The organism is Rhizobium sp. AC44/96 (assembly GCF_001692185.1).
In the GTDB taxonomy this organism is placed as follows: Bacteria; Pseudomonadota; Alphaproteobacteria; order Rhizobiales; family Rhizobiaceae; genus Rhizobium.
This window is the reverse complement of sequence record NZ_LXKO01000035.1, coordinates 265,446-281,875: the sequence shown is the minus strand read 5'-3', so window position 1 is coordinate 281,875 and position 16,430 is coordinate 265,446. Positions and strand designations below refer to the sequence as shown.

The following is a 16,430-nucleotide window of genomic DNA, read 5'->3' as shown; positions in this document are numbered from 1 at the left end:
GGGTGGTCCTTAGACGAGCGGCGGATTCAGCCGCGCGAAACCCTCCTGCCGACGGTACGGGAAATACGGATAGGGTGCAGTCGCAAGGCTCGCTCTATCGAGCTTTTCCACCTGCTCGCGCGACAGCGACCAGCCGACGGCACCAAGGTTTTGCCGTAGCTGCTCCTCGTTGCGCGCGCCAATGATGACGCTGGCCACCGTCGGGCGACCGATGAGCCAGTTCAGCGCAATCTGCGGAACAGTCTTGCCGGTCTCGGCGGCAATATCGTCGAGCGCATCGATGATGTCATAGAGCTTTTCATCATCGACCGGCGGCCCGTAGTCGGCAGTCTGGTGCAAGCGGCTCTCCGCGGGCAGCGGAGCACCGCGCCGGATCTTGCCCGTCAGCCGTCCCCAGGCGAGCGGGCTCCATACCAAGGCGCCCACGCCCTGGTCGGCAGCAAGCGGCATCAACTCCCACTCGTAGTCGCGGCCGGCGAGCGAGTAGTAGACCTGATGGGCGACATAGCGCGCGTAACCGTCGCGCTCGGAAACGGCAAGCGACTTCATCAATTGCCATCCGGAGAAGTTCGAGACGCCGATATAGCGGATCTTGCCCGCAGCAATCAGCCCGTCCAGCGTCGAAAGCACCTCTTCCACCGGCGTCGATGCATCAAAGGCATGAAGCTGCAGCAGATCGATATAGTCGGTTCCGAGCCGCTTCAGGGCGTCCTCGGTCGAGCGGATCAGGCGGGCACGAGACGTACCCCAGTCCGCCGGGCCATCGCCCATCGGCAGAGCCATCTTGGTCGAGATCAGCACCGCATCCCGCCGCCCCTTGATGGCGTGGCCGAGAACCTCCTCCGACGCGCCGGCGGAATAGACGTCGGCGGTGTCGAAGAGGTTCACACCGGATTCAATCGAGATATCGACCATGCGCCGGGCTTCCGCCGCATCCGTATTGCCCCAGGCACCAAAAAGCGGCCCCGAGCCGCCGAAGGTGCCGGCACCGAAACTCAACACCGGCACCCGAAGACCGGATGCACCAAGATTTCTGTATTCCATGGTCTGTCTCCTGTTGTCTCAAGATAGATAGACACTGCGCATACGATGACATAGATTGCCTGAGGAAATGCATTCATGAATTGAATTCATCATGAGCCGACAGGACGTCAATCGCTCCGGCGAAATGGAAATCTTCGTGCGCGCGGTCGAACTTGGCGGCTTCACCGCAGCCGCCCACGCCTGCCACATGACGCCATCCGCGGTCAGCAAGCTCGTGGCCCGTCTTGAAACGCGCCTCGGCACCCGCCTCGTCAACCGCTCCACGCGTAAACTGCAGCTCACACCCGAGGGCTGCGCCTTTTACGAGCGCAGCATATCAATCCTCGCCGATATAGCCGAGGCCGAACGATATGCCTCCGCCGGCGAGCAGGCAGCCGGCCCGATCCGGATCAACACCAGCGCCTCTTTCGGCAATCATGTGCTTGCACCGCTCGTGCCGGCTTTCCTTACGCTCCACCCGGCGGTCACCCTGGACATAACGCACACCGACAAGGTGATCGATCTGGTCGAGGATCGGGCCGACGTCGCCATTCGCGCCGGTCCGCTGAAGAGTTCAAGCCTGATCGCACGCAAGCTCGGCGCGACCCGCAAGATCATCGTCGCGTCGCCGACCTATCTTCAAGAACACGGCACACCTAAATCGGCCACCGACCTGAAAGACCACCGCCGCATCGGCTTGTCCTATGCACGCAGCATCGCGGGATGGCCGATCCTGCACGAGGGGCAAGTTGTCGAGCTGCTGGTCACGCCGGCGATACAGGTGGGAGATGGCGAAGCGATGCGGCATCTGGCGATATCAGGTGCCGGCCTGGCACGGCTCACGAGCTTTACCGTGCGCGCTGATATGGAGGCAGGCCGATTAATCCCGGTCCTGGAGGATGCCAATCCCGGCGATATCGAGGAATTTTACGCCGTCTACATTGGTCAGGGCGGCCCATTGCCCGCCCGCGTCCGCGCTCTGCTTGATTTCCTGGCCGAACACGTCCGGCTCTGAGGATGTCGAAGGCGGATTTGGCAATTGACCTACCGCGCCCACGAAGCCTATATCGCTGGCAAGCCATCCGGCCTCTTTGGCCGATTTCCTTTCCCGGCTGGTGCTGCTCCCCTGCTCTCCGTCCCATCGACCGAGATCCCGGCATTGGCAAGACATGCACAGGACCATGCCGTTGAAGGATGCCAGCCGCGCACGCCCCAAAGCCAGCCTGCCGCGTTGGGCGCTGCTCCTGTCCCTCTCCGCCTTGCTCGTCTTCGGACTGGAACTGCTCGGCCTGCCCGCCTCGCTCCTCATCGGCCCCATGGTGGCGGCCATCGTTCTTGCACTCACCATCGGCCAGGGCCCGTTGCGCGTTCCGCGCTGGCCATTGCTTTTCGGGCAGGCGCTTGTCGGCTTCCTGATGGCCAGGGCCATCACCGTGGATATCCTGCAGACGATGGCTGCCGATGCCCCGCTGTTTCTCGCGATGATCTTCTCGGTCATCGTCGCAGCCGCCCTGCTCGGCTGGGTTCTGACACGCTGGCAGGTTCTGCCCGGGACAACGGCCGTATGGGGTTCTTCCCCGGGTGCCGCGTCGGCGATGGTCATCATGTCGGAGGCCTACGGCGCGGACGCCCGGCTGGTTGCCTTCATGCAGTATCTGCGGGTGGTGTTCGTGGCCGTCGCCGCCTCCGTCGTCTCGCGCCTTTGGGTTGCCGCCGACGGTGGCGAACCGCCGCCGCTGATCCTGTTTCCGCCGATCGACTGGCCGGCCTTCGCGCTGACGGTTGCCCTGACCGCTCTGTCTGCCTTTGTGGCGGTGCGCTTCCGTATCCAGGGCGGCACCATCATCGTACCGCTGATACTCGGCTCGGTTCTCCAAGGCTTCGGTCTGATGAAGATCGAGTTGCCGATGTGGCTTCTTGCTCTCAGCTATGCGCTGATCGGCTGGAGCATCGGCCTGCGCTTCACGCGCGGTATCATCATGCACGCAGCACGCGCCCTTCCCCGCGTTGCTGCTTCGATCCTGGTACTGATGTCACTCTGCGGCGGCATGGCCTTTGCCCTGCATAAGTTTGCCGGCGTCGATCCCCTGACCGCCTATCTCGCCACCAGCCCGGGCGGTGCCGATTCCGTTGCGATCATCGCCGCCTCGAGCGACGTCGATATGCCGTTCGTGATGGCCATGCAGACCGGCAGATTTCTGGTGATCCTCTTCACCGGCCCGATGCTTGCGCGGTTTATCGCGCGGCGATCCGGTCTTGCCGAAAATCCCGCCTGAGCGTCGCCCATTGGCCCGGCGTCATGCCGTACGCCTTCTTGAAGTGACGATGAAGGTGGCTCTGATCGGCAAATCCAGTCGCCGCTGCGACGTCGGATAATCCATCTCCCGCTCCGATCATCGCACGTGCCTGCTGCAGCCGTCTCATCAGGAGATAGCGGTGCGGGCTCGTGGCGAAAGCCGCCCTGAAGTGCCGCGCCAGCGCGAAGCGATCGAGCCCCGTCACCGCTTCAAGCTCACCGGACCGAACCGTCTCCGTCGCGTGCGCCTCGAGGTAGTCGCGCGCCAGCCTGGCGCGCCGCCAGGCGACACTGCCAAGCGGACGCTGCGGCGTCCTTGTATGCCGTGCCAGCCCGTCGGCCACACGAGACACGAAGTCATCGACGAAGAGCTCATCCAGTTCACGGTCCAGTTCACCGAGCGCCGCCAGCAGGGTTCCGGCCAACAGCGGATCGCCGATGACGGGCTCATCCACGAACGGCAGGCCGACCCGTGCGGCTTCCAGGCATTCGACCAGCATCGCCGGCTCCAGATAGAGCATGCGATATTGCAGGCCGTCATCGGTCCCAGCTCCCCCGTCGTGCTCTTCGTCCGGATGCAGCACGATCACCTGCCCGGGCATGCTGAACCGCCGCTCGCCGCGATAAGAGAAGGTCTGCACGCCCTTGGTGGTCACCCCGAGCGCATAGGTATCGTGTCGATGGGGCTCGTAGGCGTTGCCGGCAAATTGCGCACCGATGCGCTCGATACCGGGAAACGCAGGCGCGATCGTAATCCCGTCCGCGCTCTGCTCCGTGCACAAACGTTCAAGACCTTCATAGGCGTGACGATTTACATCCTGGCTCAACGCGACGTCCAAACCCGCATGAAAGAGACTGAAATGTTTGATACCAAAATTGCGATCGTGCTGCGAAACAATCTTGCATCCTGGCAGAAGCTGAACGTCACGGCTTTCCTGATGAGCGGCATCGCTGGCCAGAACCCGGAGATTATCGGCGAAGCCTACAAGGATCGCGCCGGCAATCTCTACAATCCGCTATCCATCCAGCCGATCATCGTCTTGTCGGCGGAGAACGACACGATGTCGACGATCCACCGGCGCTCACTGGAGCGCGGCGTGACGTCATCGCTGTTCATCGAGGAAATGTTCTCGACTGGCCACGACGCGGCCAATCGCGCTGTCTTTGCCGAGTATGCCCCCGATGATGCCAAGGTGGTCGGCATCGCCATCAGGGCGGACAAGAAGACGGTCGACAAGATCACCAAGGGCGCGACCATGCACCAATAACGACAAACGGCCGGGAAAAACCCGGCCGTTTGCAATTCAAGGCAACCCCGATTAGCTCTGGGTAACCGGCGCGATCTGGATTTCGACGCGGCGGTTCTGGGCGCGACCCGCTTCCGTGGCGTTGGAAGCGATCGGCTGCGACGGACCGAAGCCGACAGCGGACACACGGCGCGGATCGACGCCCTGCGTACCGAGATAATCCGCAACCGAGGCGGCACGGCGCTGCGACAGATCCTGGTTATGCTGCAGGCTGCCTGTAGAGTCGGTATGGCCGTTGACGTCGATCAGCGTGCGGTTGAACTTGCGCAACACGATCGCGACCGAGTTCAGCGTCGGATAGAAGCCGGACTTCACTGCGTCCTGATCGACATCGAACGTGATGTTCGACGGCATGTTCAGGATGATGTTGTCGCCATTGCGGGTCACGGAGATGCCGGTGCCCTGCAGCTGCGCGCGGAGTTCGGATTCCTGCTGATCCATGTAGTTGCCGATCGCGCCACCTGCCAAGGCGCCGACACCTGCGCCGATCAGCGCGGCGTTGCGGCGTCCGTGTGCGGAACCGCCGACAGCAAGGCCGGCCAGCGCGCCGACGCCTGCGCCGAGCATGGCGCCGCCAGCCGTGTTCGACATCTTCTGTTCACCCGTATAGGGGTCGGTGGTGGTGCACGCGCTGAGATAGGTTGCGGCAACGGCCAGAAGTATGAATTTCTTGATCATGGACAGGCGTATCTCCGGTTCGAAATGGTGATGCGAGCAGTATTAAGGAATGCGGCAACAAGATGAAGCGGACGAGTTCGATACCGAAAAATCGCGGAATTGCACAGCCCTAGCGGGGTTTTAACAGCAGTGTCTCATTTAAGTCGTGCAAAAAGCGCCGCCAGCAAGCAGAGCGGGCGGCGCTTGGGGATCAAAGGCAACCGTCAGAAATTCTGGAACAATTGCCGGACCGTGTCATAGCTCGCATTGGCGATATTCAGCGACTGCAGCCCCAATTGTTGCTGTGTCTGCAGGGCAGCAAGCCGGCTCGATTGTTCCTCCATGTCGGCATCGACCAGGCGCCCGATGCCGCGCGACAACGAATCGTCGAGCGCCTGCGCGAAGTCGCTTTGCAAGCTGATGCGCGTTTCGAGCGCTCCAAAGGCAGCACCTACGGTGGTCATCTGGTTCAGCATCTTGTCGACGACCGAGATCATTTCGTTGACCTCATCGGTGGTCGTGCTGGAGGATATGCCGATCTCGACCTGCCCGCCGGAATTGCCTGCGGTCGTCAGCATCACGTAGTTCTGGGACGCACCGACCTCCGTCGCGAAATACTGCGACGTAAGCGCTCCGTATTCGCCGGAACCGGTCGATCGATCGTCGATCAGGTATCGCGCGTCCTTCGACGAAACAGACCCCACCGGAGCGAGATCCGCCTCATAGGTGAGCGTGCCTACCGTAATCGTGCCATCGGAATTGCGCGTGAACGACGCCGGGATCTCACGCGGCTTCGATGGATCGTCGGAATCGTCGATCGAGACCCAATTCTCGCCGTTGAACGTCGCCGACTGCGCGACCGAGCGCAATTGGTCCTTCAGCTGGGTGATATCCAGATTGATCTTGTCCTTGTCGACGCCGGATTCCGTCGCCGCCACAAGCTTTTCCTTGATCTGACTGACGATATCGATGGTGTTGTCGACAGCCTCGGAGGCCGTTCCCATCGTCGCGGCTGCAAGCCCCAGCGCGTCGCGGATCGCGGACTGCGCCTTCTGGTCACCCTTCAGCGAGGAACTGATGGCCCAATAGGCGCCATTATCCGACGCCTTTTCCACCCTGAGCCCGGTTGATACCTGCCTCTGGGTCTTCGTCATATCGCGACCGATGTCGCGCAATACATAAAGCGCGGCATCCACCGAAGTGCGCCGATAAATACTCACGGATACTGAACTCCGAACACAACAATACGCAACTGATACAAATCAACCGGTACCGCGAACATTCATGTCCGGGAGCGCCAAACACAGCGCTGGACGGCCCTCCGAAACGCTGGAGAAACCTGTCGGTTACTATCGAAGATGATTACCGGTTACGCTTAAAAAACCGCTAAAGGTTGAAATTAATTCACCACGTTTGCGGACGTCTCGTAAACCATGACATGCGCGACACCTTCCCCGCTCCGCAGGTCAGCTTACTCGGCCGCTTCCAGGCTGCTCGGCTTGGCAACCGGGCGTGGCCGCGACGCATGCGCCATCTCTTCGTGCAGCCGCGCTTCTTCATGCGCGTGCGGCTTCGCAAAGCGGGCGATCAGAAGATAGGCGACCGGCGTGATGAAGAGCGTCACCAGCGTCGCAAAGCCCAATCCGCCGACGATGACCCAACCAAGCGCCACCCGCGCCTCCGCACCGGCGCCATGGGCGAAAACAAGCGGAACGCCGCCGAGAATGGTCGCGATCATCGTCATCATGACGGGGCGAAGGCGCAGTTCGCAGGCATTTTCGATCGCAGTGCGCACATCGACGCCGCGATCGCGAAGCTGATTGGCGAACTCGACGATGAGAATGCCGTTTTTCGCCATGACCCCGACCAGAAGCACGAGGCCGATCTGGCTGTAGATGTTCAGGCTCGAGCCGGTGATAACCAGCGCAAAGACCGCGCAGGCAAGACCAAGCGGCACCGTCGACATGATGATCAGCGAGGACAGCACGCTTTCAAACTGGGCCGCGAGCACCAGGAAGATGATCACGATGGCGAACCCGAAGGTCAACGCCATCCCGTTTGAATTTTCCGCAAGGGTCGCGGCTTCGGCGAGCGGCACAAGCCGCGCGCCGGACGGAAGCAACGGCTGCGCAAGTGCCGTCGCCTCTTCAACGGCATTGCCGAGCGAAATACCGTCCTTCAGGCCCGCCGTGATCGCAACGGATGCCAGTTGCTGCTCGCGATTGAGCTGTGGCGCGACCGCGCCCTCCGTCAGCGAGGCAATGACCGACATCGGCACGATCTTGCCGTCGCCTGTTTTCAGGAAGACGTTCTCGAGATCGGTCGGATCGTCGAGCGGTCGCGTATTGGACGTCAGAACGACAGGATAGGCTTCGCCCTTGACGAAGACGTCGACCACCGACCGGCCTTCCAGCAGCGACTGCATCGCGACGGAGAGACCCGAGATATTGATACCGAGATCCGATGCCCGTTCACGGTCGATCGATACCGAGACCTGCGCCTGCGTCGGCTCGTTGGCGAGACGTGGGGATTCGTAGTGACCCGTAGCTTCCAGCGCCGACACCAGCTTGATGGCAGCCGCCGTCAGTGCTTCATAATCGCTCCCGACGACCGCCATTTGCAGGCCGCTGCCGGCTCCACGAATGCGCAGGCTGTTCGACTGGAATGCGCCGCCTCGCAACGCCGGAACGCGTGCCGCCACGGCGTTGATGTCATCGATGATCTGCGCCTGGGTTCTCTCGCGCTCTCCCCAGGGCGCCAGCGTCAGGACCAGAAAGGCACCGTTGTCTTGCCCACCGCGGCCCGACATCGCAAAGATATTGCGGATCTCGCCGCTGTCGCGAAGAGGCTGCAAATATTCTTCGACCAACTGCAGCTTGTCAGCCGTATATTCCAGGCTCGAGCCCTGCGGCGTGGCCATCCACATCATCGCCATAGCACGGTCTTCGTTCGGCGTAAGCTCGCTCTTGACCGTCGTGAAAGACACCACGGCAGCGCCCGCGAACATCAGGCAGCAGACGATCACGACCAGCGGCGCATTGAGGCACCGCTGGAGCGCCCACTTGTAAAGCGCCGCAAACCCCTCGCCGAAGCGGCCGAGAACGCCGTGATCCTCGAGCATTTCCCTCGTCAGCATTCGCGAAGCCAGCATGGGGCAGAGCGTCAGGGCAACGATCGAGGATAGGCCGACGGAGATGGCAAGGACGAAACCGAACTCACGGAACAGCCCTCCGACCTGACCGGGCAGAAACGACAGGGGGATGAAGACGGCCGCAAGCGTCGCCGTCGTTGCGATGACGGCGAAGAAGACCTCCCGCGTACCGAGCACCGCCGCGGCGCGCGGTCCCATGCCCTCCGAGCGCCTCCGGACGATGTTCTCGAGCACGACGATCGCATCGTCGACCACAAGACCGGTGGCCAGCACGATCGCTAGCAGTGTCAGGATATTGATCGAAAAGCCGGCGAGGTAGATCGCAGCCAGCGTCCCGATCAAGGCAACCGGCATGCTCACTGCCGGGATCACCGTCGCCCGCCAATCCCGCAGGAAAAGGTAGATGACGACGGTAACGATTGCCGCCGCCAGGATCAAAGCGAGGACGACCTCGTGAATTGCGCCCTGAATGAAGACCGCATCGTCGCTGGTGATGACGATCTGAGTGCCCTCCGGCAAGGTCTTCGACAGTTGTGCAACCGTGGCCTTGATGCCGGTCGATATGTTCAGAGTGTTGGACTGCGCCTGGCGGATCACCCCGAGGCCGATACCCTGCTTGCCGTTCGAACGCAGCGCCGTCTGTCCATCGCGCGGGCCAAGCGTCACGGTCGCGACGTCGCCAAGCCTGATGCGGTTCTTCAGGATCAGATTGGCAAAATCGCTCGGCGATTGCAGCGTGGCTGTTGCCCGTACGACCAGGCTTTGCGAACCGCTCTTCAGGGAGCCTGCAGGGACGTCGAAGGCCGCACTCGACAGCGCCTCTGTGAGGTCGCCGATGGTCAGTCCGCGGCTTGCAAGCTCGCCCTGATTGATGTCGACGCGGAAAGCCTTTTCCTGCTCGCCGTATGTTTCCACATCGGCAACGCCTTCGACGGCGGCCAACCTGTCGACGACTTCGTTCTCGACCAGCAACGTCAGATCGTCCATGTCGAGCTTGGTCGATGTGACCGCGAGCCGCAGGATCGGCTGCGAATCCGCGTCCGCCTTGACGATCTGCGGCGTATCGGCGTCATCGGGAAGAATTTGCGTGATCCGCCCGACAGCGTCGCGCACGTCGTTGGCCGCAACAGAAAGATCGACAGCATCCGAGAACTCGAGCGTCACGCGGCTCTGCCCGAACTGGGAACTGGACGAAATCGACTTGAGCCCGCTGACCCGTGCAACGGCGCCTTCGATGACCTTCGTCACCTCCTGGTCGATCGTCTGCGGCGCCGCGCCATCGAACTTCGTCTGGACGGTGACAACTGGGCGATCGACCTCTGGCAATTCGCGCACTTCGATGCCGAAGTAAGCGGCAAGGCCGGCGACGATCATCAAGGTGTTAAAGACCAGCGCGAGAATTGGCCGCCGCACGAAAAGCGCTGTAAACGTCTCCTTGCCGCCAGCCGGCTTCTCGGGCGTCTCGACCACCTTCATCGCGTCGCAACCCCGCTCGTGGATGCGACCTCGTCCGCCCATCGCACTGCGCCGCCGTCACGCACGCGCTGCAGACCCTGCGTTACGATCAGGTCGCCATCCTGGATATCGGCCTTGATGAGGACGAAGTCGGGATTGCGTTGCACGATGCTCACGGGAACCTTGCGCGACTTTCCGTCGACCACCCGCCAGACGAAGGAACCCTGCGCGTCCCACTGGACCGACAGCGGATCGACGGCCGGATACTGGTCGCCCTTGAACCGCATGCCGACATTGAACGACATGCCGGCCAGCAGCTCGTCCGAGGCGTTGTCGATCCGGGCACGGACACGCAGCGTCCGGCTTGCCGCATCGATGCGGTTGTCGACGGCTTCGACGACACCCGAAAAGACCTGGCCGGGACGCGCGACCGAGGTCGCTTCTACCGCCTGGCCGACCGACACCGAGTTTGCGAAGCGCTCAGGCACCCAATAGTCGACCAGTATCTCGCTGCGATCGTCGAGCGTTGCGATCGGTGTTGTGGTCGAAACATTGTCCCCGATATTGATCGGTATGATGCCGACGATCCCATCGATGGGCGCGACGATGTTGCGCCGCTCCAGATTGAGTTCAGCCGCCTGCAGCTGCAGTCTCGCACCCTGCTCCGCGATCTCCGCATCGAAGACATCCATGCGCGACACGCTGGATTTGATGTTGTGATAGAGGCTGGATTTCTCGATCGCGCTCTTCAGCACGACCTCCGCCTGACCTTGGGCGATCACCTGCTCTTCGCTATCGAGCTTGGCGAGAATCTGCCCCTTGGAGATCCGTTCGCCGGATTTGATCAGAATTTCGCGGATGATACCGCTGGCCTGGGGCGTCACGACGACCGAGCGAACTGCCTCGCCGGTGCCGATCGCGTTGAGGCGGTCGTTGACGATGCCTTGCACCACAGGCTGGGTAACGATGAGGACTGCATCGGAACGCCCGCTGCCACTGCGCCTCTCCTGTGCCCCGCCTACCGCCTTGTCCGGTGTCGTAGCACCAACCAGCCGCTCAGAGACGCCAACCTTTCGCAGGAAATCCGTCGCACCGGGCACGAACACGACCCATGCCGCGAAGCCGGCAACAACAATGCCGAGGCAGAGGACGAACTGTTTGCGTAAGGGCATTCACGTCTCCGATGAACCGTGAACCGGTTCGTTCAACAAGCGGGGGCGTCGCGGGCGAAATCGCCACACGGCTGCAATATCCACTCTCCGGCGGCCCGCAGCAAGCTTATCAGACCTTGATAACGCAATTGTCATGTCAATATTCGGTAGCCGGCGACCGCGCGCAAATTGCAATTCACGAGCACCACGTCGGTTCCGGCCTGCATGGCAATGCCTGTCAGCAAGCGCACCTCATGCGCTCCGGCTATGTCAAATCAAATAACGCTGTTATTTCCTACCATTACGCTGCTCCCCGCCTCTGCTGACGCTACCGGCGCAAAGCCGTTCCGGCTCTATTCATCAAGCGCCAACGGGATGACGATTGTGCCGGAGATTACCACCAAAGATGGAAGCAGGATTTTCCATAACGACTGGGGTCCGGCGCAGCCGATCTTCTTTTCACACAGCCGGTCGCCCAGCGGCGATGCTCGCAATTCTTGGAGGATCTCGGCATCCCATTCTATCGCCTCAATCGCGACGGCACCAAGGTGAACGTGAGCCTGCGCGAAACCTTTCGGTTGATGGCTACAATCGGCGGCATCAAGGACGAACATGATTGCATTAGTGCGTTCTCAGGGGCGACTATGCGGAGCCATGGCTTGGCTCAACGCTGACGTTATCGCCTTCATCAAGGGCTGGCAGCACAATCACAGGACGGCCAGGCTAGTTGCCGGGCCGGACAACACAATAGGTTGGAACGATCGATCTCGCGCACTTCGCCGCCAACGCGCAGCGCGCAGCCACTTGAGGATAGCAGCAGGCCCAGAATGAAAGCAGAACATCTTTTCTGGTCTTTCCATCCCGAATCACTACATTACGCGCCATGAGCAATAGTTTCGACGATATCCCCTTCTTCGATGAAGAGCCGGGCGAAGCGCCGCGCAAGCAGCAAGCCCCCGCCGCTCATGCAACGGGAGGGTTAGCCGCCCGCGCCATGGCCGCCCGCAACGGCGGCAGCCGTCCGGACTATCTGACCGGCCTCAACCCGGAACAGACCGAAGCCGTCGAAACGCTGGAAGGCCCCGTTCTCGTGCTCGCAGGCGCAGGCACCGGCAAGACGCGCGTGCTGACCACCCGCATTGCCCATATCCTCAATACCGGCCGCGCCTTCCCCTCGCAGATCCTCGCCGTGACCTTCACCAACAAGGCCGCCCGCGAGATGAAGGAACGCATTGCCGTTCTCGTCGGCGGCGCCGTCGAAGGCATGCCCTGGCTCGGCACCTTTCACTCGATCGGCGTCAAGCTCCTGCGGCGCCATGCCGAGCTCGTCAACCTGCGCTCGGATTTCACCATCCTCGACACCGACGACGTCGTGCGTCTCGTCAAGCAGCTGATCCAGGCCGAGGGCCTCGATGACAAGCGCTGGCCGGCCAAGCAGTTCGCCGGCATGATCGACACATGGAAAAACAAGGGCCTCGGCCCCGCCGACATCCCCGAGGGTGACGCCCGCGCCTTCGCCAACGGCAAGGGCCGCGAACTCTACTTCGCCTACCAGCAGCGCCTATCTTCGCTGAACGCCTGCGATTTCGGCGATCTCCTGATGCATCCGATCGCGATCTTCCGGAAGACGCCCGATCTGCTCAAGGAATATCATCAGCGCTTTCGCTATATCCTCGTCGACGAGTACCAGGACACCAACACAGCCCAGTACATGTGGTTGCGCCTGCTCGCCCAGCGTCCGAAGGGCGAGCCCCAGAACGTCTGCTGCGTCGGCGACGACGACCAGTCGATCTACGGTTGGCGCGGCGCGGAAGTCGACAACATCCTGCGCTTCGAGAAGGATTTCCCCGGCGCCAAGGTGATCAAGCTCGAGCGCAACTACCGCTCGACCGCCCATATCCTGGGCGCCGCAGCGCATCTGATCACCCACAATGAGGGCCGCCTCGGCAAGACGCTGTTCACCGACCGTAGAGACCCCGACGATATCAAGGTGCAAGTCCACGCCTCCTGGGATTCCGAAGAGGAAGCTCGCGCCATCGGCGATGAGATCGAACAGCTTCAGCGCGGGGCCTCCGGCCAACCCCATGCGCTGAACGACATGGCGATCCTCGTGCGCGCCTCCTTCCAGATGCGCGAGTTCGAAGATCGCTTCGTCACGCTCGGCCTCAACTATCGCGTGATCGGCGGCCCGCGCTTCTACGAGCGTCTCGAAATCCGCGATGCCATGGCCTATTTCCGCCTCGTCGCCCAGCCTGCTGACGATCTCGCTTTCGAACGCATCATCAACACCCCGAAGCGCGGCCTCGGCGACACCACGGTGCGCGCGCTGCACGACTATGCCCGCGCCCGCGACATCCCCATGCTGGCGGCAGCCGCCGACATGATCGAGACCGACGAGCTCAAGCCGAAGGCCCGCAAGGCGCTGTTCGACGTGATTCAATCTTTCCGCAGATGGCAGGAAAGACTTGAAAACACGCCACATACCGAGCTTGCCGAGCAGATCCTCGAAGAGTCGGGCTATACCGACATGTGGAAGAACGACAAGTCGGCAGATGCGCCCACACGCCTCGACAACCTGAAGGAACTCATCCGCTCGATGGAGAGCTTCGAGTCGATGCGCGGCTTCCTCGAGCACGTCTCGCTGGTCATGGACGCCGAGCAGAACGAGAACCTCGATGCCGTCTCGATCATGACGCTGCATTCCGCCAAGGGTCTCGAGTTCGACACCGTCTTCCTGCCTGGTTGGGAAGAAGGCCTCTTCCCACATCAGCGCTCGCTGGACGAAACCGGCCGCGCCGGCCTGGAGGAAGAACGCCGCCTCGCCTATGTCGGCCTGACGCGCGCCAAGCGCCGCTGCCACATCTGGTTCGTCTCCAACCGCCGCATCCACGGCCTCTGGCAATCGACCATCCCCTCGCGCTTCCTCGACGAACTGCCGGATACTCACGTCGAGGTCGCCGAAGTCGAGCAGAGCTACGGCGGCTACGGCCGCGGTGGCTACGGCCAATCGCGCTTCGACAAGGCCGAGCCCTTCGCCAACAGCTATTCCACGCCCGGCTGGAAGCGCGCCCAGCAAAACCGCAACGACGCCACCCGCGACAATTGGGGCTCCCGTTCCGGCCATTCCGTCGAACGCATCGGCTACGGCGAAAGCGGACCGAAGACCCGCACCATCGATGGCGAACTGATTGCCAAATCCACCGCCAGCGAACCCTCGAAGTTCAAGACCGGCGACCGCGTCTTCCACCTCAAGTTCGGCAACGGCAACATCAAGTCCATCGAAGGCAACAAGCTGACGATCGAATTCGACCGCGCCGGTGAAAAGCGCGTGCTGGACGGGTTTGTGGAGCGGGTTTCGTAGCGCGGCCCGTTCACCGACCGTTGGCATGGCGGCTCTGGCAGCCGCTACCCGCATGCCGTGTCACCCATTCGTGACTTCGTATCGGGCCTCTTCTGCGACATACTCGACTCCCGCAGATGCTGTTTGCGGGCTTGAATAGGAGGATGCAGATGAAACGCTACTCACTATCATTGATCGGACTATCATTGGTGATCGCCATCGTGAGCAACCCCAGCATCGCGCTCGCCTGCAACAAGATCATCGGCACGTGAGACTAACCATGCCTGAGGAGTGGGCCTAGAACTGCCCCTCATGGCACCCGAGGAGGCAGGCGGCGGTTTCATGATTTCGCCGACCCTCACCCCAAGATCGGCATCGATCCCAGTCCCAATATATCGTTGAGCAACGCCAGCCCGATCCCGGCGGCCACGATGCCCAGGCCGACAAGAAAGAGCCGACGCGAGCGGTCGTATTTCGCCGCGATCAGGGAGTCGCGCGCGAGTAGGTCGGCGAAGACCTTGACCTGGATGGCGATACCCGCCGTCAGCAGCAGCATCGGCAGGATGTCGATCTTGCTCCAGTCGTTCGGGTTAGAAACCCAGTGGCTGATGAAATTCAGGGAAAAGCCGAGGATGATGCCGGCGGCCGTCAGCGAGCCGTTGCGGAAGGTTGCATCGATCTTTTCCTCTGGACCGGGCTCGGCCATGGCGTTTGTTTCCGGCTGATCATCGATGGCCAAGGAAGGCAGAAATCCGTGAGAACGGCAAGAGCCGCAAAAGATTACAAATCCTTCACATAAAAATCATGTTTTCTTCTTGCCAGACCAGCAACACCCCGTTAGATCGGGATGACATCTGCCCGTCCCTCTCAGCGAGGAACGTTGCACGTAAGCGTTAACGTCAACCAACGCGCTGATCGAACCCGAACCCGGGGTGCGAGCGGCGCGGCGTGCCTGCGTCTTACGCATTCCCGGTTCCATCAAAGGAACCACTGATGACGGCCAACACCGCCTCCACCTCTCCCGAAAAGCGCCACCTGATCGAACGCGTCCGCCACGAACTCAAGCGCCGCGTGCTCACTGTCCGCCGCATCGAGCATGTCACGCCGCAGATGCTGCGCGTGACACTGGCCGGCGCCGACCTGGACGGTTTCGTCAGCCTCGGCCATGACGACCACGTCAAGGTGCTTGTTCCCCGCCCCGGCGAAGAGCCGAGCTTTCCGGAGATCGGCCCCGACGGCAAGCCGATGATCGATCCGGCCAATCGTCCGTCGCTGCGCGACTACACGCCGCGCCGATACGATGCCGCGACCGGGGAACTCGACATCGACTTCGCGCTGCACGAGGCAGGCCCCGCCACCGAATGGGCGATCAATGCGAAGCCCGGCGACAAGCTTGGCCTCGGTGGCCCGCGCGGCTCCTTCGTCGTCGCCACCGATTTCGACTGGTATCTGCTGGCCGGCGACGAAACCGCCCTGCCCGCCATCGGTCGTCGCCTTGAGGAACTGCCCGCCACCGCCAAGGCGCTCGTCGTCGTTGAAGTGGCAGGCCCCCAAGAGGAGCAAGCGTTCACCAGCAACGCCGAGGTTTCCTGCATCTGGCTGCATCGCGGCGCCGAACCCGCGGGCACGACCGACGGGCTCGACCAGGCGCTACGGGGTCTCGCCCTGCCCACGGGCGATGGCTATGTCTGGATCGCCTGCGAAACCGTCATCGCCAAGCGTCTGCGCGCCGTCATGGTCAACGAGCGGCAGCATCCCAAGGCCTGGATCAAGGCCGCCGGTTACTGGAAGCGTGGCCAGGCCGACTTCCACGAAACGCACGGCGATTGAGTCGTAGCCAGATGTTTGCTCCGCCTTTCAGGGCGGGGCAACGCCACGACGCGCAGAAGAAGACGAAATGCCGCAGGCCGATCGCCAACGCGCCAGCCGCCTCAGCGCGCGTTGCCCATCATTCCATGACAAAATGGTGGTCATTCGAACGGAATATGCCTGACGGGCCGGATTTTCCGCGTCAAAAACGTCAGCAATTTCAAGATAATGCAAAGCGTAA

At 62.0% G+C, this 16,430-nt stretch carries 14 protein-coding genes; 6 read left to right on the top strand and 8 right to left on the bottom strand.

Annotated features, from left to right (window positions below):
- Positions 1-9 precede the first annotated feature (9 nt).
- Complete coding sequence (locus A6U87_RS23035) at positions 10-1,044, bottom strand: aldo/keto reductase (protein WP_065693636.1); 1,035 nt, start codon at positions 1,042-1,044, stop codon at positions 10-12.
- A gap of 91 nt (positions 1,045-1,135) precedes the next feature.
- Between A6U87_RS23035 and A6U87_RS23030 the strand changes: the two genes are divergently transcribed.
- Positions 1,136-2,038, top strand: a complete 903-nt coding sequence (locus A6U87_RS23030) for a LysR family transcriptional regulator (RefSeq protein WP_065693635.1) — start codon at positions 1,136-1,138, stop codon at positions 2,036-2,038.
- A 166-nt stretch (positions 2,039-2,204) separates the two neighbouring features.
- Entirely contained in the window at positions 2,205-3,299 is a 1,095-nt protein-coding gene (locus tag A6U87_RS23025; protein ID WP_065693634.1) for an AbrB family transcriptional regulator, read from the top strand.
- Here the strand turns inward: A6U87_RS23025 and A6U87_RS23020 are convergent.
- Complete coding sequence (locus A6U87_RS23020; RefSeq protein WP_065693789.1) at positions 3,259-4,146, bottom strand: AraC family transcriptional regulator; 888 nt, start codon at positions 4,144-4,146, stop codon at positions 3,259-3,261. The genes A6U87_RS23025 and A6U87_RS23020 overlap by 41 nt on opposite strands.
- 33 nt (positions 4,147-4,179) lie before the next feature.
- Here A6U87_RS23020 and A6U87_RS23015 point away from each other — a divergent pair, with 33 nt between their 5' ends.
- Positions 4,180-4,587 carry a DUF2000 family protein gene (locus A6U87_RS23015; protein ID WP_065693633.1) on the top strand — a complete coding sequence of 136 codons (408 nt, stop codon included), beginning with the start codon at positions 4,180-4,182 and terminating at the stop codon, positions 4,585-4,587.
- A gap of 51 nt (positions 4,588-4,638) precedes the next feature.
- On the opposite strand, the gene A6U87_RS23010 is transcribed toward A6U87_RS23015, so the two are convergent.
- The 4 genes from A6U87_RS23010 to A6U87_RS22995 all read right to left on the bottom strand — a co-directional run bounded on the left by A6U87_RS23010 (position 4,639) and on the right by A6U87_RS22995 (position 11,061).
- Positions 4,639-5,304, bottom strand: a complete 666-nt coding sequence (locus A6U87_RS23010; protein ID WP_065693632.1) for an OmpA family protein — start codon at positions 5,302-5,304, stop codon at positions 4,639-4,641.
- Between the two features lie 203 nt (positions 5,305-5,507).
- On the bottom strand, positions 5,508-6,503 hold the full coding sequence (locus A6U87_RS23005; RefSeq protein ID WP_065693631.1) for a flagellin: 996 nt from the start codon (positions 6,501-6,503) through the stop codon (positions 5,508-5,510).
- Between the two features lie 251 nt (positions 6,504-6,754).
- A complete protein-coding gene (locus A6U87_RS23000; RefSeq protein ID WP_065693630.1) occupies positions 6,755-9,910 on the bottom strand; it encodes an efflux RND transporter permease subunit in 3,156 nt (1,051 codons plus the stop codon).
- Complete coding sequence (locus A6U87_RS22995) at positions 9,907-11,061, bottom strand: efflux RND transporter periplasmic adaptor subunit (RefSeq protein ID WP_065693629.1); 1,155 nt, start codon at positions 11,059-11,061, stop codon at positions 9,907-9,909. Before A6U87_RS22995 ends, A6U87_RS23000 begins: the two co-directional genes overlap by 4 nt.
- A gap of 11 nt (positions 11,062-11,072) precedes the next feature.
- On the opposite strand from A6U87_RS22995, the gene A6U87_RS29800 reads away from it, so the two are divergent.
- A complete protein-coding gene (locus tag A6U87_RS29800; protein WP_141684032.1) occupies positions 11,073-11,366 on the top strand; it encodes a hypothetical protein in 294 nt (97 codons plus the stop codon).
- Positions 11,367-11,393: 27 nt separating this feature from the next.
- Here the strand turns inward: A6U87_RS29800 and A6U87_RS22990 are convergent, their stop codons facing one another.
- A complete protein-coding gene (locus A6U87_RS22990; protein ID WP_065693628.1) occupies positions 11,394-11,654 on the bottom strand; it encodes a hypothetical protein in 261 nt (86 codons plus the stop codon).
- Between the two features lie 269 nt (positions 11,655-11,923).
- Between A6U87_RS22990 and A6U87_RS22985 the strand changes: the two genes are divergently transcribed.
- Positions 11,924-14,401: an ATP-dependent helicase gene (locus A6U87_RS22985; protein ID WP_065693627.1), complete on the top strand. Its 2,478-nt coding sequence runs from the start codon at positions 11,924-11,926 to the stop codon at positions 14,399-14,401.
- A gap of 337 nt (positions 14,402-14,738) precedes the next feature.
- Here the strand turns inward: A6U87_RS22985 and A6U87_RS22980 are convergent, their stop codons facing one another.
- Positions 14,739-15,086 carry a hypothetical protein gene (locus A6U87_RS22980; protein WP_065693626.1) on the bottom strand — a complete coding sequence of 116 codons (348 nt, stop codon included), beginning with the start codon at positions 15,084-15,086 and terminating at the stop codon, positions 14,739-14,741.
- A 287-nt stretch (positions 15,087-15,373) separates the two neighbouring features.
- On the opposite strand from A6U87_RS22980, the gene A6U87_RS22975 reads away from it, so the two are divergent.
- Positions 15,374-16,210: a siderophore-interacting protein gene (locus A6U87_RS22975; protein WP_065693625.1), complete on the top strand. Its 837-nt coding sequence runs from the start codon at positions 15,374-15,376 to the stop codon at positions 16,208-16,210.
- Positions 16,211-16,430: the final 220 nt, after the last annotated feature.